Annotated in this window: 27 protein-coding genes; 14 read left to right on the top strand and 13 right to left on the bottom strand. The window is 64.6% G+C overall.

Going from position 1 to position 24,555, the window contains the following annotated elements:
• Window positions 1-250: 250 nt before the first annotated feature.
• The 6 genes from X566_RS08605 to X566_RS08580 form a co-directional block, all read right to left on the bottom strand.
• Window positions 251-553, bottom strand: coding sequence for a hypothetical protein (locus X566_RS08605; RefSeq protein WP_034465250.1), 303 nt, complete (start codon window positions 551-553; stop codon window positions 251-253).
• 327 nt (window positions 554-880) lie between these two features.
• Window positions 881-1,531: an NrsF family protein gene (locus X566_RS23885; protein WP_051443962.1), complete on the bottom strand. Its 651-nt coding sequence runs from the start codon at window positions 1,529-1,531 to the stop codon at window positions 881-883.
• Window positions 1,518-2,084 (bottom strand): sigma-70 family RNA polymerase sigma factor, encoded by a 567-nt coding sequence (locus X566_RS08595; RefSeq protein ID WP_034468212.1) that lies wholly within the window; start codon window positions 2,082-2,084, stop codon window positions 1,518-1,520. The genes X566_RS23885 and X566_RS08595 overlap by 14 nt, the downstream gene beginning before the upstream one ends.
• 260 nt (window positions 2,085-2,344) lie before the next feature.
• Window positions 2,345-2,611, bottom strand: a complete 267-nt coding sequence (locus tag X566_RS08590; protein ID WP_051443961.1) for a hypothetical protein — start codon at window positions 2,609-2,611, stop codon at window positions 2,345-2,347.
• Window positions 2,612-2,686: 75 nt separating this feature from the next.
• Window positions 2,687-3,160 carry a hypothetical protein gene (locus X566_RS08585; RefSeq protein WP_034465249.1) on the bottom strand — a complete coding sequence of 158 codons (474 nt, stop codon included), beginning with the start codon at window positions 3,158-3,160 and terminating at the stop codon, window positions 2,687-2,689.
• Between the two features lie 116 nt (window positions 3,161-3,276).
• Window positions 3,277-3,690 (bottom strand): hypothetical protein, encoded by a 414-nt coding sequence (locus tag X566_RS08580; RefSeq protein WP_051443960.1) that lies wholly within the window; start codon window positions 3,688-3,690, stop codon window positions 3,277-3,279.
• Window positions 3,691-3,987: 297 nt separating this feature from the next.
• Here X566_RS08580 and X566_RS25435 point away from each other — a divergent pair, with 297 nt between their 5' ends.
• The 11 genes from X566_RS25435 (at window position 3,988) to X566_RS08535 (ending at window position 15,478) form a co-directional block, all read left to right on the top strand.
• A complete protein-coding gene (locus X566_RS25435) occupies window positions 3,988-4,119 on the top strand; it encodes a hypothetical protein (protein WP_275451016.1) in 132 nt (43 codons plus the stop codon).
• Window positions 4,120-4,139: 20 nt separating this feature from the next.
• Complete coding sequence (locus tag X566_RS24635) at window positions 4,140-4,229, top strand: K(+)-transporting ATPase subunit F (RefSeq protein ID WP_152539824.1); 90 nt, start codon at window positions 4,140-4,142, stop codon at window positions 4,227-4,229.
• An 11-nt stretch (window positions 4,230-4,240) separates the two neighbouring features.
• On the top strand, window positions 4,241-5,953 hold the full coding sequence (kdpA, locus tag X566_RS08575; protein WP_034465247.1) for a potassium-transporting ATPase subunit KdpA: 1,713 nt from the start codon (window positions 4,241-4,243) through the stop codon (window positions 5,951-5,953).
• Between the two features lie 28 nt (window positions 5,954-5,981).
• Window positions 5,982-8,090, top strand: a complete 2,109-nt coding sequence (kdpB, locus tag X566_RS08570; RefSeq protein WP_034465245.1) for a potassium-transporting ATPase subunit KdpB — start codon at window positions 5,982-5,984, stop codon at window positions 8,088-8,090.
• Window positions 8,091-8,102: 12 nt separating this feature from the next.
• On the top strand, window positions 8,103-8,705 hold the full coding sequence (locus X566_RS08565; RefSeq protein WP_034465243.1) for a K(+)-transporting ATPase subunit C: 603 nt from the start codon (window positions 8,103-8,105) through the stop codon (window positions 8,703-8,705).
• Window positions 8,706-8,730: 25 nt separating this feature from the next.
• Window positions 8,731-11,454, top strand: coding sequence for a sensor histidine kinase KdpD (locus tag X566_RS08560; RefSeq protein WP_034465242.1), 2,724 nt, complete (start codon window positions 8,731-8,733; stop codon window positions 11,452-11,454).
• Window positions 11,451-12,137 carry a response regulator transcription factor gene (locus X566_RS08555; RefSeq protein WP_034465240.1) on the top strand — a complete coding sequence of 229 codons (687 nt, stop codon included), beginning with the start codon at window positions 11,451-11,453 and terminating at the stop codon, window positions 12,135-12,137. Before X566_RS08560 ends, X566_RS08555 begins: the two co-directional genes overlap by 4 nt.
• 19 nt (window positions 12,138-12,156) lie before the next feature.
• Window positions 12,157-12,600 carry a PTS sugar transporter subunit IIA gene (locus tag X566_RS08550; RefSeq protein WP_034465237.1) on the top strand — a complete coding sequence of 148 codons (444 nt, stop codon included), beginning with the start codon at window positions 12,157-12,159 and terminating at the stop codon, window positions 12,598-12,600.
• A 353-nt stretch (window positions 12,601-12,953) separates the two neighbouring features.
• The gene (locus tag X566_RS08545; protein ID WP_034465236.1) at window positions 12,954-13,718 is read left to right on the top strand and encodes a LuxR C-terminal-related transcriptional regulator; all 765 of its coding nucleotides are present in this window, start codon (window positions 12,954-12,956) and stop codon (window positions 13,716-13,718) included.
• A 177-nt stretch (window positions 13,719-13,895) separates the two neighbouring features.
• Complete coding sequence (locus tag X566_RS08540; RefSeq protein WP_034465235.1) at window positions 13,896-15,059, top strand: thiolase family protein; 1,164 nt, start codon at window positions 13,896-13,898, stop codon at window positions 15,057-15,059.
• Window positions 15,060-15,070: 11 nt separating this feature from the next.
• Complete coding sequence (locus X566_RS08535) at window positions 15,071-15,478, top strand: Zn-ribbon domain-containing OB-fold protein (RefSeq protein ID WP_034465234.1); 408 nt, start codon at window positions 15,071-15,073, stop codon at window positions 15,476-15,478.
• A gap of 25 nt (window positions 15,479-15,503) precedes the next feature.
• Here X566_RS08535 and X566_RS08530 read toward each other — a convergent pair whose 3' ends face one another.
• Both X566_RS08530 and X566_RS08525 read right to left on the bottom strand, forming a co-directional pair.
• On the bottom strand, window positions 15,504-16,898 hold the full coding sequence (locus X566_RS08530) for a HAMP domain-containing sensor histidine kinase (protein WP_244434707.1): 1,395 nt from the start codon (window positions 16,896-16,898) through the stop codon (window positions 15,504-15,506).
• Window positions 16,895-17,569, bottom strand: coding sequence for a response regulator transcription factor (locus X566_RS08525; RefSeq protein ID WP_034465232.1), 675 nt, complete (start codon window positions 17,567-17,569; stop codon window positions 16,895-16,897). The genes X566_RS08530 and X566_RS08525 overlap by 4 nt, the downstream gene beginning before the upstream one ends.
• Window positions 17,570-17,893: 324 nt before the next feature.
• Here X566_RS08525 and X566_RS08520 point away from each other — a divergent pair, with 324 nt between their 5' ends.
• Together X566_RS08520 and X566_RS08515 are read left to right on the top strand one after the other, a co-directional pair.
• Window positions 17,894-18,475 (top strand): class I SAM-dependent methyltransferase, encoded by a 582-nt coding sequence (locus X566_RS08520; protein ID WP_034465230.1) that lies wholly within the window; start codon window positions 17,894-17,896, stop codon window positions 18,473-18,475.
• Window positions 18,476-18,482: 7 nt separating this feature from the next.
• The gene (locus X566_RS08515) at window positions 18,483-19,124 is read left to right on the top strand and encodes a DedA family protein (protein ID WP_034465229.1); all 642 of its coding nucleotides are present in this window, start codon (window positions 18,483-18,485) and stop codon (window positions 19,122-19,124) included.
• Between the two features lie 60 nt (window positions 19,125-19,184).
• On the opposite strand, the gene X566_RS08510 is transcribed toward X566_RS08515, so the two are convergent.
• From X566_RS08510 to X566_RS08500, 3 genes are read right to left on the bottom strand one after another with little or no spacing between them, the layout of a single operon-like run.
• The gene (locus X566_RS08510; protein WP_034465227.1) at window positions 19,185-19,838 is read right to left on the bottom strand and encodes a hydrolase; all 654 of its coding nucleotides are present in this window, start codon (window positions 19,836-19,838) and stop codon (window positions 19,185-19,187) included.
• 49 nt (window positions 19,839-19,887) lie between these two features.
• Window positions 19,888-20,526 carry an alpha/beta hydrolase gene (locus X566_RS08505; RefSeq protein ID WP_034465225.1) on the bottom strand — a complete coding sequence of 213 codons (639 nt, stop codon included), beginning with the start codon at window positions 20,524-20,526 and terminating at the stop codon, window positions 19,888-19,890.
• Window positions 20,526-21,467 carry a ring-cleaving dioxygenase gene (locus tag X566_RS08500; RefSeq protein ID WP_034465223.1) on the bottom strand — a complete coding sequence of 314 codons (942 nt, stop codon included), beginning with the start codon at window positions 21,465-21,467 and terminating at the stop codon, window positions 20,526-20,528. The genes X566_RS08505 and X566_RS08500 overlap by 1 nt, the downstream gene beginning before the upstream one ends.
• A gap of 172 nt (window positions 21,468-21,639) precedes the next feature.
• Here X566_RS08500 and X566_RS08495 point away from each other — a divergent pair, with 172 nt between their 5' ends.
• Entirely contained in the window at window positions 21,640-22,536 is an 897-nt protein-coding gene (locus X566_RS08495) for a LysR family transcriptional regulator (RefSeq protein WP_034465221.1), read from the top strand.
• Between the two features lie 69 nt (window positions 22,537-22,605).
• Here X566_RS08495 and X566_RS08490 read toward each other — a convergent pair whose 3' ends face one another.
• Together X566_RS08490 and gshB are read right to left on the bottom strand one after the other, a co-directional pair.
• Window positions 22,606-23,442 (bottom strand): hypothetical protein, encoded by an 837-nt coding sequence (locus X566_RS08490; protein ID WP_034465219.1) that lies wholly within the window; start codon window positions 23,440-23,442, stop codon window positions 22,606-22,608.
• A 117-nt stretch (window positions 23,443-23,559) separates the two neighbouring features.
• A complete protein-coding gene (gene gshB / locus X566_RS08485) occupies window positions 23,560-24,501 on the bottom strand; it encodes a glutathione synthase (RefSeq protein WP_034465218.1) in 942 nt (313 codons plus the stop codon).
• Between the last annotated feature and the right edge of the window lie 54 nt (window positions 24,502-24,555).

Here is a 24,555-nt window from a genome sequence, read left to right as displayed (position 1 = left end):
GCCGCCAAAGAGGCTAGCGAAGGATTGGGTCCCTGGCAAGAACATTTAGGGAACATGGCGGACGGCGCATGCCGACCGCCGGCGCGAGAACGGTGCGCACCAAGCCGGTGGCTGCTTGGAGCAGCCGCCGGCCTGGTGTGGTCTGGATCAGGTGCGGTCTGGATCAAGTATCGCTTGGATCAGCTGTCGTGCGGACGAAGCTGTGCGATGCGCCCAGACATCATCGCGACATCGAGACGCGGCCGCGTTATCAGCACGGCCTGCTGACGTCGGTGGAGCAGCCGCCATACTGCTCGCCCGACGATTGCTTGAACCAGTTGCGTTCTCCGTCGCTGATGAAGCTCCGCTGCGCGCGGATCATGCGCGGCGCGTCGGGGGCCATCATCGTGCCGAAGGCGCGCTCGGGATGATACTGGTTGATCATCGTGTGATGGGTTTCGTACGCAGCCCGCTCCTCCAGCGAGGCCGTGGATGGCAGGCGATAGGAGGCTGCGGCGGTGCCTGCGGTGGCGAAAGCGGCAACGAAACCGAGCGCGACTGCAGTGAGCTTCATGATGTCCGTGTCCTTGATTGGGTTTCAGGGAAAGCCGTGCTGGCTTCCTGTCTGATAGTTCGCAGAACACGGTCACAGCGTTGCAGTCTGCCGGTCACGATCACGTCACGACCGGCTGATCAGCGCGTGAACGCGGCAGACTGCGCGAACGTGCGACATGCGAGCGAGTGGAGCGGATTTGACATTCGCATCCCACGTAGCCGCGGGTGCGCCATGCGAATGTCAAATCCAAAGCTCCACCAAGCTCTATGTCTGCTAGTGGTTCTTTGATTCCAACATTTGCAAACATCGTTGCAGCAGCGGGATGCAAATGTTGGAATCGAACCACTAGCGCCAGCGCAGCAGCCGTGGTCCGATCCATCCGCCGACCATTGCCATGCCGAGGATGCCGCCCGTGTAGACGGTTGCGCCGAAGGCAACGGTGCCGGCCGGAGCATGCAGGCAAAAGCCCATCGATCCGATCGCACCGGCGAGCAGGCCGACGTAAAATCCCGCGCGCCGCAGATCCGTCGGCGCCAGGCGGCGGATGCCGAACGCCAGGATCGCGAACGGCGGAAGCGCGAGCATCGATGTCTGCCAAAGACAGGTGAGCCACGATGCGCCGTCAGCGTGCGGAACGTCGTGATGCAGGGTTGCTGTGCCCGCTTCATGTGCAGCCACGGCGGCGATCAGCACGAAGGGAACGACAACGGCGCGTGCCGGCAGGCGCGTCGCCTTGCCCGGAATGGCGAGATCGCGGACGATGGCCATCGCCACACTGCCGACGCTGACGACAAAGGCGAGATTGATCAGAAACTCATGCCGTCTGAGCGCGAGGATGTTCTCGATATCACGACCCAGTCCAAGCCAGGCAAAAGCGATGGTCGCGACCGCGAGACAAGAGAGCAGCACTGCGCCAAGCACCGTCCACGTCGGATCGATGAGCCGAAGCGGCGGCGGAGCGGCACCGAGATCGGCAATCAGATCATCGGTCCTCATCGCGGCTCCTGTTCTGCACGCCGCAGACCTTTCCGAGTTCCTTGAGGCCACGATGCACATTGACGCGTACCGTCACCTCGGACGTGCCGGTGCGGCGAGCCGCCTCCGATGCGGACAGCCCCTGAAGCTTCATCAGCTCGATCGGCGCGCGCAGCCGCTCCGGCAACAGTGACAGAATCTTGCGGACCACCAGCCTCGCTTCGGTCTTGTCGCTGTCATCGACGGCGCCAGCCATGGGGTCGGAGGTTTTCAAATCACCGTTGCAGCCCGACGTGCGCAGACTGTCGATCAGCTTGTAGCGGGCGATGGCATAAGCCCAGGCGGTGACGGGTGTCTCGCCGTCGTAGGTGTGACGGCGGTTGTGGATCGCCAGCAGCGTTTCCTGCACGATGTCTTCGACGTCGTGGTCGGTGCGGCGCAGGCGGAACAGGCGGCGGCTGACGAATTGCCGCAGCAACCCGCTTAGCTTCTGAAGGAACAGGCGATAGGCGTCCGGATCGCCGGCAAGGTGATCCATCAGCAATTGTTTCAACTGGGCTTCGGTCGCCTGCATTGTCGTGTTCGATGCGCTGCGCGGGACGGCAGCCACTCCTTTCCGGTTTATAATTCGTCCTGGCGGTCCACATCGTTTCAACACCATCCAAACTTTTCGTGATGAACACGATCACACCGCATCGTCCGAATGCGCATCGCTCGCAAGTGCATGAGGTGCATGAAAGCGTTCGGGGACGGCCCGATGCAGAGGCTCAGTCTGCAAATGGACGCAGCGTCTGCTCGTGTCGCGGAGACGTCGTTCCCTTGGTACGGTGGCGTCTATGCCGCGCGCTGGCGATGGTTGATCATCCGAGGAATGCATGAGACCGCAGGGCCGAAGTCGAGTTCGATCGTGTCTGCGACAATGAAGACGGCTTCGGATCGATGGCCGCTTTCCGATAAAGCGAACTTGAGCGCTGCGGCGCGGCTGACGAACAGACCGCCGCACAAATGATTGGAATCCTGGACAACCCAGCGGCCGCGCCGGTCGCGTCCGATCTGGAAGGTTCGGTCGTTCGCTGCGGGGAGAGGGTCTTCCTTGCGCATGATGATCTCCAGTGTCGAGAACTGAGTCGGGCTTATGAGGAGCGGTTCGCGCAGCCGGCGGTGTGGCGCGGACGATCATCGCGCGAAGTTGTCGCAGCAGATGGAATGTCCATGCGCAGCGCGGACTGCCGGAACGGATCCTGGGCGGTTGCTTGCCGTGACCACGCTCATGCGTTTTGCTTCCAGCAGGGCCGCGATCATCGCCAGCGGCAGCGCTGCGTGGCTCGTCTCGGCGATGTCATCCAGTTCGATCGGCAGGGTCGGCGTGCGGGAGAGCGCGCATAGCCACACGCCATCGTCCCACATCATCCGGCGCATGATCCAGCCCGGCAGTTCGAGGGTGATCAGTGCCAGCGCAACATCGGTCCACGCGCCGGCGGCAAGCGCGCTCTCGAGCGCATCGGCTTGTTTTCGGCGGCGGAGGCTCGTGGCGCGCGGACAGGCGTCGGCGAGGATGCGGGCGACAAGGCTGTGGTTCGGCATACCGGCAGCGCGAATGCGTTGCAACAGCTGCGTGGGTGTATCGCTCTGTTCGGGGATCGGCAGCATGGCGTGCCTCCTTGAAAGCAGGTGCGGCCGGTTCGCGGCAGCGCTTTCAAGGTGGTGCAATCCACATAGGGAAACGAGACGATCCAGCGGGCCATGTTATAGCCGTTGCATAGAGGTCAGGTCAGGCGGTGGCCCGGTCGTTTCGGCAGCCCGCGCCAGAGGTCGTCGCGGTCACGCCAGAGTGCCCGGCGTCGAGGGGGCGTTTGTACGGCGGGATCGTTCAGGCCGACGCTGGCGAGAAAGGCAGCTCGCAGCCGTGGCTCGTCGATGCCGGCGGCGTGGCCGCGGAGAAGCTGTTGGGCCGGGATGTCGTGATTCTGCAGGATTGCATCGCAGAGCCGGCCGCTGGTCCGGACGAAGAAGCTGAACGACGACGGAGTACGCCGAGTCGCCCTATCGAGCGCGGTGGCCGTATCCATCACGGCGGCGCGGTCTCCCGGATCGCGTGTGATTGCAAAGCGCAGCAGCAGAAACAGCCAGTCTCTGACGCGGCGATCGGCATCCTCGAGCGATGGGACCTGCACACTCATCCTGTCCGTCTCTCTGCAATGCAGAGCCGTAGGAAAGCGAGAGCGAACCGGTGGCCACCGTATAGGAATGTTATAGGGGCGGACGCGCTGCGCGGGCGAAACGCTTGAGGTGAGCCTCGGAACGTCGCGCCAGCGCAGGATTTTCAGGCATTGGCTAGCAGATCCGCCGTCGATCTTTATGAGATTCCTATAACGTTGGCTTCGCCCTCATCTCGAAAACCTATGCGCTGAATGGCACCTGATCGCCGATGCGAGGCGGGCCGTCTGTCTCGCGCGATCATTTTGTCGAGCCCGACCATGCGTGGCGCAAAACCGGCACCGGCGGATGCTCAGGAGGGTCATGCCATGCAGGACATCATCATGCTCGCCATCGTCGCCGGCTTCTTCGCGCTGACGGTCGGCTACGCCTTCGCGTGCGAATGGCTCTGATAGCGGCGGGGAGCTTCATCATGGACCTTGATTATGTGCTCGCGGCAATCGTGACGGCAGGCCTGCTTGTCTATCTCACCTATGCTCTGCTGCGCGCCGAGCGCTTCTAGGAGGCGTTGCCATGACACTTGTAGGCTGGGTCCAGATCGCCTTGTTCTGCGCCGTGGTCGTCGCGCTCGTCAAACCGCTCGGGTGGTTCATGACGAAGGTGTTCAACGGCGAACGGACGTTTCTGTCGCCGGTGCTGCGACCGGTCGAGACTGCGTTGTATCGCGTTGGCGGCGTTGACGAGACGCGGGAGCAGCACTGGTTGACCTATACGGCCGCGATGTTGTTGTTCAATATCGGTGGCTTCCTGATCCTTTATGCGCTGCTGCGCTTCCAGCCCTCTCTGCCGTTCAATCCGCAAGGGATGACGGCGGTCGCGCCGGATCTGTCGCTGAATACGGCGGTCAGTTTCGTCACCAACACCAACTGGCAGAACTACGGCGGCGAGAGCACGGTGTCATATCTCGTGCAGATGCTGGGTCTGACGCACCAGAACTTTCTCTCGGCCGCGACCGGCATTGCGCTTGCCATGGCGCTGGTGCGCGGCTTCGCCCGCGCATCCGCAAGGACAGTCGGCAATTTCTGGGTCGATGTCACCCGCGGTACGCTCTACGTGCTGCTGCCGATCTGCGTCGTCTATGCGCTGTTTCTGGTGTGGCAGGGCATGCCGCAAACCTTGGGCCCCTCGATCGAGGCTACCACGCTCGAAGGCGCGAAGCAGACCATCGCGATCGGCCCGGTCGCCTCGCAGGTGGCGATCAAGATGCTCGGCACCAACGGCGGCGGCTTCTTCAACGCCAACGCCGCGCATCCGTTCGAGAACCCGACCGCGCTGTCGAATTTCGTGCAGATGGTGTCGATCTTCGCGATCGGTGCCGCGCTGACCAACGTGTTCGGCCGTATGGTTGGTAACCAGCGCCAGGGTTGGGCGATCCTTGCCATCATGGGTGTGCTGTTCGTTGCCGGCGTCGCTGTCACCTACTGGGCCGAGGCGCGCGGCAATGACGCGTTCACCGCGCTCGGGCTGGCCGGCGGCAACATGGAGGGCAAGGAGCTGCGTTTTGGCATCGTCGCGTCGGCGCTGTTTGCGGTGGTCACGACCGCGGCGTCCTGCGGCGCGGTCAACGCGATGCATGACTCGCTCACTGCGCTGGGCGGGATGATCCCGATGATCAACATGCAGCTCGGCGAGATCATCGTCGGCGGCGTCGGTGCCGGGCTCTACGGCATGTTGCTATTCGTCGTGCTGGCGATGTTCATCGCAGGCCTGATGGTGGGCCGGACGCCGGAATATCTCGGCAAGAAGATCGAGGCGCGCGAGGTGAAGCTGGCGATGCTGGCGATCCTGGTGCTGCCGCTGATGATCCTCGGCTGGACCGCGGTGGCGGTGGTCTATCCGCCGGCGGTGGCGTCGATGGCCAATGCCGGACCACATGGCTTCTCGGAGGTGCTCTACGCCTTCACCTCGCAGACCGCGAACAACGGCTCCGCGTTCGGCGGCCTCACCGGCAACACCATGTTCTACAATCTCGCCGGCGCGATCGCGATGCTGGTCGGCCGCTTCGGCATGATCGTGCCGACGATGGCGATCGCTGGCTCGCTGGCGGCGAAGAAATCGGTGCCGGTCTCGGCCGGCACGTTTCCGACCGATAGCGCGCTGTTCGTCGGTCTCGTGGTCGGCGTGATCGTGATCGTCGGCGGTCTCACATATTTTCCGGCGCTCGCGCTCGGTCCCATCGTCGAGCACTTGGCGATGGCGTCCGGCACATTGTTTTCCGCGAATTGACGGGAGCTGTTCCATGGACATCTCAAGAATGGACACCTCGAAAGCCCGCAACCGCTCGTCGGCCTCGACGTTGCTTGATCCGAAGATCGTGCTCCCCGCGATCGGCGCATCGTTCGCCAAGCTGGATCCGCGCGGCCTGATGAAGAATCCGGTGATGTTCGTGCTGGAGATCGTCACGCTGCTGACGACGGTGATCCTGATCCGCGATATCGCTGCCGGTGGTCCGATCCTGTTCGAGATCCAGATCGTGCTGTGGCTCTGGTTCACCATCCTGTTCGCGAACTTTGCCGAAGCGGTCGCCGAGGGGCGCGGCAAGGCGCAGGCGGAAACGCTGCGCAAGACCCGCACCGACACCAAGGCGAAGCTGCTCGGGGCGGCACGGGACAGCTACGCGCTGGTTCCGAGCACGGACCTGAAAGTCGGCGATGTCGTTCTGGTCGAGGCCGGTGACACGATCCCCTCGGACGGCGAGGTGATCGAAGGCGTCGCCTCGGTGAACGAGGCGGCGATCACCGGCGAGTCGGCGCCGGTGATCCGCGAATCCGGCGGCGACCGCTCCGCCGTCACCGGTGGAACGCAGGTGCTGTCGGACTGGATTCGCGTGCGCATCACCGCCGCGCCGGGCTCGACCTTCCTCGATCGGATGATCGGCCTGGTCGAAGGCGCCGAGCGGCAGAAGACGCCGAATGAGATCGCCCTCAACATTCTGCTGGCGGGGCTGACGATCATCTTCGTGTTCGCGACCGCGACCATTCCGAGCTACGTGGCATATGCCGGCGGCTCGGTTTCGGTGGTGATCCTGGTGGCGCTGTTCGTGACGCTGATCCCCACCACCATCGGCGCGCTGTTGTCGGCGATTGGCATCGCCGGCATGGACCGGCTGATCCGCTTCAACGTGCTGGCGATGTCGGGTCGCGCGGTGGAAGCGGCCGGCGACGTCGATACGCTGCTGTTGGACAAGACCGGCACCATCACCCTGGGCAATCGCCAGGCGACGGCGTTCCGCCCGCTGCGTGGCGTTTCCGAACTGGAGCTGGCCGATGCGGCGCAGCTCGCCTCGCTCGCGGACGAGACGCCGGAGGGCCGCTCCATCGTCGTGCTGGCAAAGGAGAAATACGGTATCCGCGGTCGCGATCTGGCCGACATGCAGGCGACATTCGTTCCGTTCACGGCGCAGAGCCGCATGAGCGGCGTCGAAATCGGTTCGTCCTGGGTTCGCAAGGGTGCGGTCGATTCCGTCGTTGCGTTCCTGACCCCCGCGCCCGCGGCGATCGCGCAGACAGGGGGAGCGCGTATGGTTCAGCCCGGCCTCGGCAGCGAGACGGTACGGGAGGTGAACGCGATCGCGGACGAGATTGCCAGGCAGGGCGGGACGCCGCTGGCGGTGGCGAAGGACGGTCGCCTGCTCGGCGTCGTTCAGCTCAAGGACATCGTCAAGGGCGGCATCCGCGAACGCTTTGCAGAGCTGCGGCGCATGGGCATCCGCACCATCATGATCACCGGCGACAACCCGATGACGGCAGCGGCGATCGCCGCCGAGGCCGGCGTCGACGACTTCCTCGCGCAGGCGACGCCGGAGGACAAGCTGAAGCTGATCCGAAACGAGCAGGCCAAGGGCAAGCTGGTGGCGATGTGCGGCGACGGGACCAACGACGCGCCCGCGCTCGCGCAAGCCGATGTCGGCGTTGCCATGAACACCGGCACGCAGGCGGCGCGTGAAGCCGGCAACATGGTCGACCTGGATTCCAATCCGACCAAGTTGATCGAGATCGTCGAGATCGGCAAGCAGCTCTTGATGACGCGCGGCTCGCTGACGACGTTTTCCATCGCCAACGATGTCGCCAAGTATTTCGCCATCATCCCGGCGATGTTCGTCGCGTTCTATCCGCAGCTTCAGACGCTGAACATCATGAACCTGGCGACGCCGCAGAGCGCGATCCTGTCGGCGATCATCTTCAACGCGCTGATCATCATCGCGCTGATTCCGCTGGCGCTGAAGGGCGTCCGCTACCGGGCGATCGGCGCGGCCGCGCTGCTCCGCCGCAATATCCTGGTTTACGGCATCGGCGGCATCATCATTCCGTTCGCCGGCATCAAGGCGATCGACATGGTGATCACCGCATTGCATCTGGCCTGAAGGAGGTCGGTCATGTTGAAACAACTCCGCCCTGCGCTTGTTCTCGTCGTCGCGCTGACGGTGGTTACCGGCCTCATCTATCCGCTGGCGGTGACTGGGCTTGCCACCACGCTGTTTCCGCAGCAAGCGCAGGGCAGCCTGATCGAGCAGGACGGCAAGGTGATCGGTTCCGCGCTGATCGGCCAGGCGTTCACCGCGGACAAGTATTTCCACGGCCGCCCGTCGGCGACTACGGCGCCGGACCCGTCCGATGCGACCAAGACCGTCGAGGCTCCCTATAATGCGTCCAGCTCGATGGGTTCGAACCTCGGCCCGACCAGCAAGGCGCTGATCGCGCGGGTGTCAGGCGATGTCGAGAAGGCAAGAGCCGAGAATCCCGCCGCGGCGGTGCCGATCGATCTTGTCACCACCTCAGCCAGCGGGCTCGATCCGGACATTTCACCGGAGACGGCCCTCTTCCAGGTGCCGCGGGTGGCAAAGGCCCGTAACTTACCGGAGGATCAGCTCCGCCAGCTCGTGCAGCAGCATGTGGAAGGCCGGCTGTTCGGGGTTCTGGGCGAGCCGCGGGTCAACGTCCTGGCGTTGAACATGGCGCTCGACCGGATAGCGCGGTAGTTTTGGGCGAGGATCGTGATGAGGCATGGCCGACCCGCGACGTGACCCTGATGCCCGACCGTCGCCCGACGCGCTGCTCGATGCGGCGCGGCGTGAGGACAGCCGTGTCGGCAGGCTGAAGATTTTTGTCGGGGCAGCGCCCGGTGTCGGCAAGACCTACGAGATGCTGCAGCAGGCGCATGCCCGCCGGAAGGACGGCTATGATGTTGTCGTCGGCGTCGTGGAGACACATGGCCGCGGAGAAACCGAGGCGCTGCTCGATGGGCTCGAGCTGGTGCCGCGCGTGCGGCTGACCTATCGTGGGCAGGTTCTGGAGGAGCTGGACCTGGATGCAGTCCTCGCTCGGCGGCCGCAGATCGTGCTGGTGGACGAGCTTGCGCATACCAATGCGCCGGGCACCCGCCATCCGAAGCGATACCTCGATGTCGAGGAACTGCTCGCACGCGGGATCGATGTCTACACGACAGTCAACATTCAGCACATCGAGAGCCTGAACGATGTGGTCGCTCAGATCACCCATGTCCGTGTGCGCGAGACCATTCCTGACACGGTGTTCAACCGGGCCGACGCGGTCGAGCTGGTCGATCTCACGCCGGATGACCTGATCCAGCGGCTGAAGGACGGCAAGGTCTATGTGCCAAGGCAGGCCGAGCGGGCGCTGGAACACTTCTTCTCGCCGGCGAACTTGACCGCGCTGCGCGAGCTGGCGCTGCGTCGCACGGCGGACCGCGTTGATGAGCAGCTGCTGATGCAGATGCAGGCCGGCGCCATCCAGGGACCGTGGGCCGCGGGCGAGCGCATCGTCGTCTGTGTAAACGAGGATCCTCGCGCCGCAGGACTGGTGCGCCATGCCAAGCGGCTGTCGGAGCGGCTGCATGCGCCGTTCGTCGCGCTTTGCATCGAGACGCGGCGAACATTGCAGCTTTCGGAGGACGAGAGGAATCGCATCGCCGATACCTTGCGGCTCGCCGAAGCCTTGGGTGGCGAGACGGCGACGATCCCCAGTGCCGGGCGAACGATCGCCGATGATATCGTCAGCTACGCGCAGGCGAACAATGTCACGCAGATCGTCGTCGGCAAATCGGACCGGCCGCGCTGGTTCGAGATGCTGTATGGCTCGGTGGTGCATGATCTCGTTCGCAATGCGGGCAACATCAGCGTCCATGTCATCGCCGGCGATATCCTGCCGAGCCATTCGGCGCCCGGCGCACCCGCGCAGACCGCCATACGGCGCCAGCCGTTTGCGCCCGGACCGTACGTTTTCGCGCTGCTGGCGACGGCGGTGGCTTTGGGATTGGGCCTGCTGATCCGCCCGCTCCTCGGCATCGAGAACGTCGATCTGATGTTCATGATCGCGGTGCTCGCGGTCGCCGTGCGTTACGGGTTGGCGCCGTCGCTGGTGGCGAGCGTAGCGTCGTCGCTCTGCTATAACTTCTTCTTCCTGCCGCCGATCTACACGTTCACGATCGCCGATCCGACCAACGTAGCGGCGTTCGTCTTCTTCGCGGTCATGGCTGTGGTCGTGTCGAATGTCGCCGCGCGGGTCCGCACCCAGGCGATGACTGCGGTGCTGCGGGCGAGAACCACCGAGTCGCTCTATTCGTTCAGCCGCAAGCTGGCAGGTGTCGGCACGTTGGACGATGTGCTGTGGGCCATTGCCTATCAGACCGCGCTGATGCTCAAGGTGCGGGTCGTGCTGCTGCTGCCGGAGGGCGATACCATCGCGGTTCGCGGCGCGTATCCGCCAGAGGATGCGCTGGACGATGCCGATATCGCCGCGGCGAAATGGGCATGGCAGAACGACCGCCCCGCCGGTCGCGGTTCCGACACGCTGCCCGGCGCGAAGCGCCTGTTCCTGCCGATGCGCACCGGGCGCGGCGCCATCGGCGTGGTCGGCATCGACCGCGACAAGCCGGGCCCGCTGCTCACCCCGGACGATCGGCGTCTGCTCGATGCGCTGATCGACCAGAGCGCGTTGGCGATCGAGCGCGTGTTCCTGGTCGAGGACATGGATCGCGTCAAGCGTACGGTCGAGACCGATCGGCTGCGATCCGCATTGCTGACGTCGATCTCGCACGACCTGAAGACGCCGCTTGCCGCGGTGCTGGGATCGGCAAGCACCCTGCGCGACCTGTCGGGCAAATTGCGCGAGCCCGAAAAGGCCGAACTGCTGGCGACCATCATCGATGAATCCGAGCGGCTGAACCGGTTCATCGCCAACCTCTTGGATATGACCAAGCTGGAGTCCGGCGCCATCATGCCCAATGCCGCCTTGCACGACCTGCAGGAGATCGTCGATACCGCGTTGCGCCGGGCCAGCAAGATTCTTTCCGCGCACAAGGTTGCGCTCAGTTTCGCTGCCGATCTGCCGATGGTGCGGGTGGACGCCGTGCTGTTCGAACAGGCGTTGTTCAATGTCCTGGACAACGCCGCCAAATATGCCCCGCCCGGTACCGTCGTCTCGCTGCAGAGCTGGCGGGCGGGTGATCGGGTGGTGCTGCAGATTCTGGATGAAGGCGGAGGTATTCCGCCGGCCGAACTCGAGCATATCTTCGACAAGTTCTATCGCGCGCAGAAGGGCGATCAGGTACGGCCGGGCACCGGGCTCGGACTTGCCATCGCCCGCGGATTCGTCGAAGCCATGCAGGGAACGATGACGGCGGCCAATCGCTCCGACCGGTCGGGCGCTGCTTTCACCATCAGCTTCCCCGTCTCCGCCGACGCACAACCGCTGGAAACCGCCGCATGACCGGTCAGCTCAAGGTTCTGGTGATCGATGACGAGCCGCCGATCCGCAAGCTGCTGCGGATGGGGCTTGCGACGGCAAACTATCACGTCATCGAGGCACCGAACGGCAAGGCAGGACTTTCGTCCTTGTCGGAGCAGCCGGACCTCGTGATTCTCGATCTCGGCCTGCCGGACATTGACGGGCACGAGCTTCTGCGGACGATCCGGGCACGCAACGACAGCGTGCCGATCGTGGTGCTGTCGAGCCGCGGCGATGAGGCAGGCAAGGTGCGCGCGCTGGATTACGGCGCCGACGATTACGTGACGAAGCCGTTCGGCATGGACGAGCTGCTCGCGCGCCTGCGCGCCGCGCTCCGGCATCAGTTGCAGGTGCAGGGCGAGCGTCCGGTGTTCCGGGTCGGCGATCTGTCGGTCGATCTGGTTCGCCGCATCGTCAAGGTCGGAGACAAGGATGTGAAGCTGTCGCCGAAGGAATACGATCTCTTGCGTGTGCTGGTGCAGCATGCGGGCAAGGTGCTGACGCACAGGTTCCTGCTGGCCGAGCTGTGGGACGACCTGACCGATGCGCAGTATCTGCGCGTCTACGTGCGCCAGCTCCGCCAGAAGATCGAAGCCGATCCCGAACGGCCGCATTACATTCAGACCGAAACCGGAATCGGCTATCGGCTGCGCGCGCCTGAGTGAGACGGGTTGAATCGCCATCATGATCATTTCCGAATTCCTCGCCGAGCGCGACGTGCTGCTCGATCTCGCCGTGGCCGATAAGGCCGCGCTGCTGCAGAGGCTCGCCGCCCAGGCGGCTGCGACGCTGGAGGCCCCGTCGGCGGAGATCGCGGCAGCGCTGTTTGCCCGCGAGGCGCTCGGGTCCACTGGCACCGGCAGTGGCGTTGCCGTCCCACACGCGCGCTTGCGCCGGGTCACGCGGCCGCTCGGGGCGTTCGCCCGCATGCGTCAGGCGATCGCCTTCGACGCGATCGATGACGCGCCGGTCGATCTCGTGTTCCTGCTGTTACTGCCGAAGGGAAATGAGGGGCGCCACCTCAGCGCGCTGGCCGCGGTCGCGCGAAAGCTCCGCAATCCGGATATGCAGGCGTCGCTGCGCCGGGCGCGCAGCCAAGCGGAGCTGTACGCGGCGATCTGTCTCTAGCGGCGCAGGCATGCAATCGGCGCAGTGCGTCCCGGCGTCGCCGGCGGCGGTTCTGCAGCGGCATTCGAGGCTGCCGCTAGCATCGTTTCGCTGCAGAGAACGATCGGCTTCCGTTGAAAGCATTATGTTTTTTGTAATGCTGGCCAGAACGGACAAGTCTGCCCCTCCCGTTTTTGGGAGGGGCAGGAGAGGAGTCGCTTTCGGATCGACCATTGAGTAACGTGCCGCCGGTCATGGGCGGCCGGTTGGGCGCTTCGGTGGTCCCGATGACACGGGGGAAAGCGGATAAGGCGTCGGAGCGGCGGCCGGGGGTCGGCGGGCTCCCGCTCGCCGGGCAGACAAGGGAAACACGGATGCGCGGGCAATCAGAGGTTCTGGAACTTTCCGCAAGCCTGGGAAAGATTTCGGATCTCGACGAGGCGATGGATCAGCTCCGGCTGATTGGCCGGGCTATCGGTATTCCCGTCGTTTCCTTCCTTGACGATCTTTCCTCCCAGTCGAGCGAGCCGGTATTTGCGGGCCGTGCCCGCCATGCCCCTTCCCAGACTTTCATCGACTTCCAGCGCATCTGGAATGAGCGGCAGTACCGGTTCAAATCGCCGGTCTATCTCGCTTGCCGGACGGAATACTTGCCATTCATTTGGCAAGTGAATGGGCGCGGGCCGGCGACGATGGGGGTCGAAGCCGCGCAGAAGAACATCGAGTTCGTCCGCGGTTACGGGGTGCTTGGCGGTATTTGCGTGCCGATCCATGCGCCGCGCGGGCGCGTCGGCTGCCTGCATTTCATCGACCACAAGGGCGTCGATCTCGACCAGTGTCTGGAGGCTCACCGCTCCGCGTTGATCATGGCGGGCATCTACCTGATGAACCTGTGCCTGAACCGGCCGGCCAGCCAGGGAGCGGCACAGCCGATCAACTATCTGACCCGCCGCGAGATCGACTGCGTGACATTGGCCGGCCATGGTCTGACCGACGAGGAAATCGCCAAGGAGCTCGGCTTCTGCCCTGGCACCGCGCGCTTCCATATCGACAACGCCATCAGGAAGCTGAATGCGCAGACTCGGGTGCAGGCGGTGGCGAAGGCCGCGCAGCTCGGGTTGATCGGTTCGATCGCCTGAACGCCGCGTGCGTTCCACGATCTGGAATAGGCAGGCCCTGACACGGTGCTGCGCTGTGTGGAGCAGCCGCGCGCGCAGATGGCCTGCGCATGCCGCGAGGTAGCTTTTCCGGACTCCGCTCAATAGTCTTGCGGCATTCGGGCCCAGCCCCAACGTTTCAAGAACAAGGAGTTCAGCGTGACTCTCAAGAACGCCGCCGCCATCACCGGCTACGCGGAGTTTCCACCCACCAAAAATCCGCAAGGGCTTTCGTCGCTGGCGATCATCGGCCGGCTCGCGCGCGAAACGGCGCAGGATGCCGGTTTCGACAAGAGCGAAATCGACGGCTTGCTGACGACGACACCGGTGGATTCCTTCAGCCTGTTCTGGCCGACCGTGGTCGGCGAAAATCTTGGCATGAACCTGCGCTATTTCGATACGGTCGAGCTTGGCGGCGCGTCGGCCGCCGGCATGATCTGGCGCGCGGCTGCGGCGATCGAGGCGGGTCTTTGCCGCAACGTGCTGTGTGTCATCGCGGGCGTCACCTCGGGCGGCGGCTCGCTGCAGGTCGGCGATCTTGCGCCTGCGCATCGCCAGGAGTTCGATGCTCCGTTCGGCATCTCGCAGCCGAATGCGGGTTACGCATTGATCGCCCGCCGCCACATGCACGAGTATGGCACGACCGCGGAGCAGATGGCGAAGATCGCCGTCGATCAGCGCACCAATGCGCTGCGCAATCCGATCGCGCTGTTCGGCAAGGAGCCGCTGACCATCGATAAGGTGCTGAGCTCGCCGATGGTGTTCGATCCGCTGCACCTTCTGGAAATCGTCTCGCGCTGCTCGGGCGGTGCAGCAGTGCTGGTGTCGAGCCGCGATCTCGCGCGCAAGGCGAAGAATTCGCCGGCTTATCTGATCGGTGCGGGGGAGGCGGGCACGCACCTGTCCATCGCCGCGCGCAAGACGATCACCGATTCCTGGGTCAAGGATTCCGCCAGCACCGCATTCGCGATGGCCGGCGTGACGCCGCAGCAGATGGATTTCGTGCAGGTCTACGACTGTTACACCATCACCGTGCTGGTCAGCCTGGAAGACATGGGTTTCTGCAAAAAGGGGCACAGCGGTGCCTTTGCCATGGAGCGCGATTTGACGTTTGCGGGGGACCTGCCGCTCAACACCAACGGCGGCCAGCTCTCGGTCGGCCAGCCCGGTACGGCGGGCGGTATGATCCACATCGTCGAGGCGGCCCGTCAATTGATGGGGCGCGGCGAGGGACGCCAGATCAAGAACGCCAACATCGGTATTGCGCATGGCAATGGCGGAGTGATGGGCGATCAGGTCACTCTGGTCCTGACCAATCAGTGAGAGAGGCGAGCATGAACGCATATACCAAGCCATTGCCGCGTCCGTCGGCGCTCTCGCAGCCCTTCTGGGATGGCGCCAGGCAATCCGAAGTCAGGGTGCAGACGTGCCGCGCCTGTGGCCATGCCGAGCACCCGCCGCGCGTGCAGTGCACCGCGTGCTGGAGCGATGATCTCGAATGGGTCAGTTGGGCGCAGGAGGGCGAAGTCTACTCCTACACGGTCTGTCACTGGCCGACGATGAAGGAGTTCAAGGCCGATGCACCTTACATCATCGCCATCGTCGAGTTGCCCGGCGGCGTTCGGCTGTCGAGCAACGTCGTTGACTGTCCGCTCGACAGGATCGCCGTGGGGCTGAAGGTGAAAGCTGTATTTGAACGCGCCACTGACGATGTGACGTTGATCAAATTCAAGCCGGCATAGCGCCACGCGTTGTCATTACGCATTGTCACGCGGAGGCCGTCGCGGCCTTCGGGAAGACCATGCGCAGGCATGCGCCGCGGGAGGGACCATCGGCGACCTCGGCGTAACCGCCGTGCAGATGCATGATCCGCTGCACCAGATCGAGGCCGAGGCCTGCGCCGCGGCCGCCCTGCTTCAGGCGGTGAAACGGCTCGAACACCTGCTCGCGCTCGTTCGGCGGGATGCCGTCGCCATCATCGCAGACCTCGATCCAGCCCGCGCGTGCCACCCGTACGGTGATGGTGCCGCGCCGGCCGCCATGGTCGATCGCATTCTGCACCAGGTTGGTCAGCGCCCGCTCCAGCGAGGTCTGGTCGCCGCGTGCCATAACGCCGGCGTCCTGCTCGGGCTCGAACGCCATCTCGTAGCCGGCAGCGAACGCCAGCGGCGCGAGATCGAGCACGACACGCCGAGCGACGCCGACGAGATCGATCGGCGCGAGCTGCTCGGGATGTTGGTCGAGCCGCTGCAGGTCGAGCAGCTGACCGGTCAGCACGGTCAGGCGGGTCGCATCTTCCAGCAGCTGAGTCTTCTCCGCGCTGGCGGGAAGCGAGGACAGCCGCGTGGTGAGAATCGCGATCGGCGTGCGCAGTTCGTGCGCAGCGTCGGCGAGGAAGCGTTTGTGGCGCTCGTAACCCTTGTCGAGGCGCTCGAGCGCATCGTTGATGGCCTTGACCAGCGGCGCGATCTCGAGCGGCACATCCTGGGTGGAGAGCTGGACGCCGCGCCGATCGATGTCGATCTGCTCGGCTTGTGCTGCGGCATCGCCGAGCCCCGTCATCGCCCGGCGTATGACAAACGGCGTCGCGGCGAGCGTCGCCAGCGCCATGATTCCGGTGACCGGCAGGATGACGTTCAAAATGACGTTCAGCGCCAGCGGCGGCGCGGCCGCCACCAGCCTGCGGATCGAGATGTTGCCTTGCGTGCCGGTCATGATCTGCACGCGGCCTGCGACGGTGTCGTGCCAGCGGACGAGCCCGGCCGGCAAGGGTGCCTCGCCAAGGCTCCATTCCAGCCGCGCGGAGCTGACGTGGTCGAGCGCGTCGGCGATCGGTTTCAGCTGCGGCGGGACCTCGCCCTGCGACAACCGATGACCGCTCTCGTCGCGGATGACGAACCAGAGGTTGGCGACCTCGGCGCGTAGAGCCGCCAGTTCGGCCGTGTCGTTCAGCACCAGATTGCCCGAGGCGTCACGCGCGACCGAATCGCGCAACGCATCCATTGTGCTGGCCTCGTATTCGGTTCCGAGGACGCCGGTGCGCCAGAGGACGGCGACGCTCAGGACCGTCAGCAGGATCAATCCCGTCAGCACGATGCCCTGCAGCAGCACCAGCCGCCCGACGAGACGCCATCTCAGTGAGCGCGGGCGCAGCAGGCTCACGGTGTCTCACGCAGCAGGTAGCCGACGCCGCGGACGCCGTTGATCGTGACCCCTGCATCCGCGTCAGCGAGCTTGCGGCGGAGACGGGAAATGTGGGTGTCGAGCGCGTTGGGCTGCACCGCATCGTCGAATCCGAAGACCGCCTCCATCAGCGATGCGCGCTGCACCATACGGCCCATCCGCCGCACCAGCGCTTCCAGCACCAGCAGCTCCCGGCGGGGCATCTCCAAAACGGTCCCGCCGATGCTGGCCTCGCGATGGACGAAGTCGAACGCAATCCGACCGACGCGCACCGTGTCGGATTGCACGTTGGCTGGACGGCGCAACAGGGCGCGCAGGCGTGCCAGCAGCTCCTCGAACGCGAACGGCTTTGCCAGGTAGTCGTCGGCCCCCTTGTCGAGGCCGGCGACGCGGTCGCTCAACTCGCCGCGGGCGGTGAGCACCAGCACCGGCACGCGGTTGCCGTTGGCGCGCAGTTTCGGAATCAGCGACAGGCCGTCGCCGTCGGGCAACTGGCGGTCGAGCACGATGGCATCATAGCCGGCGTCGGCGAGGATTGCTTCCGCTTCGCCGAGATTGAGCGCCTGATCCACGACCATGTCGTGTCGCGTCAGCGCTGCGCGCAGCGCGGCCACCATGTCGGGCTGGTCTTCCACCAACAGAATGCGCATGTGCCGCTTTCTCTTGCCTCCGATTCGCGCCCAACCGATCTCTTCTATGAGCGCTGCCTTGCGGCAACCTTGCAAGACATTCCGGCGCCTCCGGGGCGGAGGCGCTGATTTTTTTTAAACGCCGCCTGCCGACGACAGGCTCTCGCAAGCTCCGCATGCGATTGGATAGACGCCGGCCGACGGGTCGATCGATCCGTCACCGGCGAACGTTCCTCATCTCCCGGCGCCGCGCGCGTCGGCGACGTATCCGGATGACCCGCAAAATGACCCTCGAAGCGAATCGATGCGCCACAGCCGGCGCCCGTGTGTGTGCGGAGGCCTCCCATGGCCAGCGCTGATATTCTTCCCTTCTTCGTTGCGTGGCTGCGCAATCCGCTGCGCGTAGCCTCGATCACGCCGTCCAGCGCGACGCTTGCGTCGCTCGTGACGAAGGACATCTCGGCGGATACAGGGCCGGTGATGGAGCTTGGTCCTGGGACCGGGCCCTTTACCTATGCGCTGCTCGAGCGCGGCGTGCGCGAGCAGGATCTCACGCTGGTCGAATACGGCTCAGACTTCGTGCGCCTGCTGCAGGAGCGTTTTCCGCAAGCGCGCGTGCTGTGGATGGATGCGGCGACGCTCGATAAATATCCCTTGTATGAGGGTGCGCCGGTTGGTGCCATCGTCAGCGGTCTTGGCATTCTCGCCATGCCGCCGCAGAAGGTCGCGGCGATCATGAAGGGTGCATTCCGCTATCTGCGGCCCGGCGGCGCATTCTATCAGATCACCTACGGTCCGCGCTGCCCGGTGCCCGACGCCATCCTCGATCAACTCGATCTGCAGGCGCGCTGTATCGGCCAGACCTATCGCAACGTGCCACCCGCATCGGTGTATCGCATCGCCCGACGCGGACAGGTCACCGGGTGAGGCTCGCATGGAGTCGTCTGATATCATCGCGCTCTTGATGAGCTTCGGTATCCTGGGGGCGGGCCTGCTCGCGCTGGCCGAGAAGTTCGTGCCGATTTTCCCCTCCTACGTCATGCTGATGATGCTTGGCATGACGGCGCGCGACGGCGCGGGCCTCGTGACGCTGGTGGCCGTCACCAGCGTCGGTTCGCTGGTGGGCGCGGTCGGTTGGTATGGCCTTGGCCGCAGTCTCGGCGCGCAACGCATCGAAGCCTTCGTGGCGCGGTTCGGACGTTACGTGCTGCTGAAACCCGCGTTGTATGCCCGGCTCGCCGGCGCCTATCGCAGCAATCACTTCTGGGTCACGCTGCTCGGTCAGACTTTGCCGACCGTCCGGATTTACCTGGCGTTGCCCGCGGGCGTGCTTGCACTCGAGCCGAAGGCGTTCGTGCTGGCGACGGCGATCGGCACGTTGATCTGGAACATGCCGTTCTTGACCCTGGGATACGTGCTGCGGGGCAGCGGCCATGATGCCGTTCAGGTCGGCTTTTGGGTGGCCGCAGCGCTCATCGCATCGGAGATTCTGATCGTGCTGGCGCTGCGGATGTGGAAGCGGCGTTCCCCCACCGGTGCTCGCGTGGTTGCGGCTGCACCGGATCGCATCGGATAACGACCGAGGTCCGGCAGCGATCGTCTTCCGGCACTGACCGGAAGACGATCGTGCGCGGCGTTAGCCTTCGTGCGCGTTGAACATCGCCTTGGCATAGCTGATGCCGATGCCATAGGCGCCACCGAACGTCTTGGCGATGCCGGTCGTCAGGTCGTAGGTTTCGCCGCGTGCCCAGTCGCGCTGCAACTCGAGGATGTACTGCAACGCTGTGATCGGCTTGGCGCCGGCCTGGATCATACGCTGCATGGCGCGCTCGTGCGCTTCGGTCGAAACGTCGCCGCAGGCATCCGCGATCACGAACACCTCGAAGCCTTGATCGATCGCGGAGAGCGCGGGTTCGACGATGCAGACGCTGGTCCACAGCCCCGACAGCACGATCCGCGGCTTGCCGATTGCGTTGACCTGCTTGATCACCGCCTCGTCCTCCCAAGTGTTCATCGAGGTGCGGTCGAGCAACGTCTGGCCGGGAAATGCGGCGGTGATTTCATCGAACATCGGTCCCGAAAAGCTCTTCTCGGCGACGGTGGTGAGGATGGTCGGAACCTTGAAGCCGGCGGCAGCGTTCGCCACCAGGGCCGCGTTGTTGCGCAGCGTCACGGCGTCGATCGAGTGGGTCGCAAAGGCCATCTGCGACTGGAAGTCGATCATGATCAGGGTGTGATCGTTCGGCGTCAGCAGCTGCTTTCCGGGTGCCGCCTTGGCGATGATGGGCATGGGTGGTCTCCTTTGTTGGTCGAAGGGTGAAGGATGATTGAGGGTTCGGTCAGGACGCATGCGCGAGCGGCTTGTGGCCGAGCGTGTCGAGCCACTGCCGGGTGACGGTCAGATCGGTTTGCGTGAGCTGATGGCCGAGCGGCAGCGCGTGGAATGCAACCTCCGCCCGGCGCTCCGACAGCAGCGCTTGCAGACGCACTGCATTCTCGCGCGGTACGATGGGATCGCTCTGACCGGACAGCAGCAGCACCGGTTTTCCGGTCAGGTCGGCGTTCGGCGCTTGCGACAGCGGCACCATCGCCCGCAGCAGCGCAGCGCCGGCGAGCACATCGGGCCGCAGCAGCAGCATCGCCGCGGCGATGTTGGCCCCATTCGAGAAACCGACGGCGATCGGCCGCGCGATGCCATAAGCCTTGCGTGCCTCCCCGACGAAATCGGCGAGTTCGTTCGCGCGGTCGCGCAGGTCATCCTCGTCGAACACGCCTTCGGCGTGACGGCGGAAGAAGCGTGGCATGCCGTGCTCCAGCACCTTGCCGCGCGGTGCCAGCAGCGCCGAGCCCGGTGCGATCATCCGGCCGAGCGGCAGGAGATCGTTTTCGTCACCGCCGGTGCCGTGCAACAGCAGCAGCGGAGGGGCTTCGAGCCGGGTGGCCGGCTCGAAGCGATGGATGAAGGACAGGTTGGTCATCAGGCAGCCCTTTCATTCTCAAGCGAGGGCAGAACGCGCTCGATCTCGCTGCGGTGCGCTTCCAGGAATGCCGGCAGCTTGAGCGCCTGCCCGAGGGTTTCGGCCGGTTCGTCGACGGTGAAGCCGGGACTATCGGTGGCGATTTCGAACAGGATGCCGCCCGGTTCACGGAAGTAGACCGAACGGAAGTAGTTGCGATCGCGCTGCTCGGTCGGACGCATGCCGTGGGCTGTGATCAGCTTCTCCACCATCGCCGCCTGCTCGGCGTCATCCGCCGCGCGGAAGGCGATGTGGTGGACGGAGCCGCGGCCCTGCCGTCCGGGCAGGAAGCCCTTCGCCTCGTAGATGTCGACGACAGCGCCCTGGGTCAGGCCGGGCACGCGATAGCGAGTGATCGAGCCTTCCTGGCCTGTGCGGGTGTAGCCGAACACGTCGGTCAGGATCGCGCCGGTTCGTGCCGCATCCTCGATCAGCAGCGTCACGCCATGGAAGCCGCGGATCGCGTGCTCGGTCGGGATCTCGCCGTTGCTCCAGCTGCTCTCGGCGTCGGCTCCCGCCGTGCCGACCAAGGTAAGGCTGGTCCCGTCGGGATCGACGAACGAGAGCACCCACTCGCCAAACCGCTTCTCCGGCGCGTCGTGGGCGACACCCCTCTCGATCAGACGCTGCGTCCAGTAGCCGAGCGAGCCGACCGGCACGCGAAAGGCGGTCTGCTGGGTCTGACCGACGCCGCCGCGCCCTGGCGCCGCTCCCTCCCACGGGAAGAAGGTCAGGATGCTGCCCGGGGTACCGGTCTCATCGCCGTAATAGAAGTGATAGGTGCCGGGATCGTCGAAATTGACCGTCTTCTTGACGAAGCGAAGACCCAGCGTCCGGGTGTAAAACTCGTAGTTGCGGGGACCGTTTCCGGCAATTGCGGTGACGTGGTGAATCCCAGCCATGGTCGCTCTCCGTTGCTCGTTGCGCGTCCATCGCGCTCTGTTGAACGGAATGTGGCTTCGGGATTGTTTGGAGACAATTGGCCGTATAGTGGCATCACTGTCTCTGATTTGATGACAATCTGGCTGTGATCGCCTAGGGTCGAGGGACTGGAAGCACCTCCCGGAGCCTGACATGGACAAGCTCACGAGCCTGCGGGCCTTCGTCAAAGTGGTCGAGACGGCAAGCTTCTCAGAGGCCGGCCGGCGGCTGCGCATGTCGCGCTCGGCGATCAGCAAGCATGTCGCCGAACTGGAGCAGGAGCTCGGTGTCCAGTTGCTCAGCCGGACCACCCGCCGCGTCACGCCAACGGAGAACGGCCAGTCCTATTATGAGCGCGCGGTCACCATCCTCGCCGACCTCGATGCCGCCGATCGGGCGGTGAGCGAACTGCAGGTGAAGCCGCGCGGGCTGTTGCGCGTCAACGCGCCGATGTCGTTCGGGACGATACAGCTTGGCCCTGCCATCGCCGGGTTCATGCAGCTTTACCCCGACCTGCAGATCCAGCTCGTGCTTAGCGACGAACATGTCGATCCAGTGCAGGACGGGCTCGACGTCACGCTACGCATCGCCGAGCTCGAATCCTCGAGTCTGATCGCGCGCAAGCTGATGCCGATCGATCGCGTGATTTGTGCCTCGCCAGGCTATCTGCAGGAACACGGCACACCGGAGCACCCCGCCGATCTGCGCAACCATGTCTGCTTGACCTATGGCTATCTGTCGACCGGAAACCAATGGAAGCTGACCGGTGAGGATGGTGACCACTGGATCAATCCGCGCTGGACGCTGTGCGCGAACAACGCCGAAGTGTTGCGCGATGCGGCCGTTGCCGGACGCGGCATCGCCGTGCTGCCGGTGTTCATCGCCGAGGCGGCGCTCAAGCGCGGTGACCTGCGCAGCATCCTCGTCGCATATAAGACGCCACCACTGACGCTCTATGCGATCTATCCGCCGACGCGGCACCTGGCGGTCAAGGTGCGGCTGTTCATCGATTATCTGGTGCAGCGGTTCGGACAGGCGGCGTTGGCCTGACGGCAGCGCATGCCGATCGGGTAAAGGTCACGCGCAAACAGGCTTCAAGCGCTGCCGTTGTTGACGGGATCAGAACGGGATGCTCTCGACCGGCGCGAGCGCTGGCGCCAGGACGGATTCGCGGGCGCCGGCCCTGTCCTGCCGGTGCAGCCGCAGCACGAACGCGTTGGCGAAGCGGATCACCTCGGCGCCTAGGCCGTGCGCAGGTTTCAGCGTACTTCGCGTGCCGTCGGGCACGGGCGGATGCAGCTTGAAGCCGAACTCGAATCCGGCAAGCATTGCCAGCTGCCTCAACCTGAGATTGCCGATGCCGTCGTGAAAATCCAGAAGCGTTCGGGCCGCGTCATTCATCATGATGACCCAGCCGTCGCGCACATCGCCGACATCGTTGACGATCGGCGATGCGATCAGCATCGGTTCGGGCGCACTCTGGAACAGATGCGCACACACGTCGGAATGCAGGTTGATCTGCTCTGAATACGCGACCAGGAAAACCGTCTCCGGCGCGAGGCGGATCGGCAGGACGAGACCCTGCCAGATCTGTCCGCGTCCCGCCGAGCCGGCGAAGCGTACGAACGACGGCACGCCCGACTGCGCGGTGTGACGGTAGACCTCGAGCAGATCGCGGCCGACTGGAGTTTTCGACGCGGACAAGCGACGGCCGGTGGTGTCGAAGCCGGTGCCTTCCTGCACCGCTTTGCCGACATACATGTAGACAAAGTCGTCGCCGGTCTGCACCAGGCAGGTCAGATTCGCACGCACGGGAAGATCGGATTCTTCCATCAGCCGCTGGAAGGACAGGCTGTTGGTGGCGTTGAGCGTCTTCCACTTGGCCCAGAGGAACTCCATCGTTCCGCTGGACAGTTCGCGGGGGATCGATCCGCCCTGAAAAACTTCGATCGCCATCGTGCGGTCTGGCCGATCTTTCTACGCGGCCGAAACCCGGGACATCCGGACACCGCCTCTGCATCGTAGAGATACTAGGGCTGCACCGTAACCAAGGCGTTAACTAAAACGCAGCAATCAGGCGCGTTTCGCTTCGATGCAGTCCAAGACCTTGGCGGCGATGTCCGGGCCGCCGAGCCGGGCGATCGCGCGGATGCCGGTCGGCGAGGTGACGTTGATCTCGGTCAGGTTGCCGTCGATGACGTCGATGCCGACCAGGATCAGGCCGCGCGCGCGCAGCGTGGGGCCGATGCGCTCGCAGATTTCGCGTTCGCGCGGCGTCAGGTCAGTGGCTTGCGCCGCGCCGCCGCGCACCATGTTGGAGCGCAAGTCGTCGGCAGCGGGTACGCGGTTGACGGCGCCGGCGAACTCGCCGTTCACCAGCATGATGCGCTTGTCGCCGTGCTTCACTTCGGGGAGAAAACGCTGGATCACCCACGGCTCCCGGAACGTGGTCGAGAACATGTCGTAGAGCGAACCGAAGTTGAGATCTTCGCGGGTGATGCGGAATACGGCGCCGCCGCCGTGGCCGTACAGCGGCTTCATCACCACGTCGCCATGCTCGGCGCGGAACGCCTTGATCTCGTCGAGGTCGCGGGAAATCAGCGTCGGCGGCATCAAGTCGGAGAACTCCATCACCAGCACCTTCTCCGGCGCGTTGCGCACTTGGGTCGGGTCGTTGACGACCAGCGTGTTCGGATGGATGCGTTCCAGCATGTGCGTGGTGGTGATGTAGGCCATGTCGAACGGCGGATCCTGCCGCAGCAGGATCACGTCGAACGCGGCGAGGTTCTCGCGCTTGGCTTCGCCGAGCGTGAAGTGATCGCCCTCCGTGTCGCGCACGCTCAAGGGCTGCACGGCGGCGAACACGTCGCGGCCGCGCTGCGCCAGCCGGTCTGGCGTGTAGTAGCTGATCGCGTGTCCGCGCTTCTGCGCCTCCAGCAGCATAGCGAAGGTGGAATCGCCACGGATGTTGATCCGGGCGATAGGGTCCATCTGGACTGCGATCTTCAGGCTCATCGGAAAATTCCACGCTGGGAGAAGGTGATGCGGCAGGGAGGCAATCTGTGCGAT

Origin of the sequence: Afipia sp. P52-10 (assembly GCF_000516555.1) — a bacterium.
Taxonomy (GTDB): Bacteria; Pseudomonadota; Alphaproteobacteria; order Rhizobiales; family Xanthobacteraceae; genus P52-10.
This window is presented reverse-complemented; position numbering and strand designations above follow the sequence as displayed.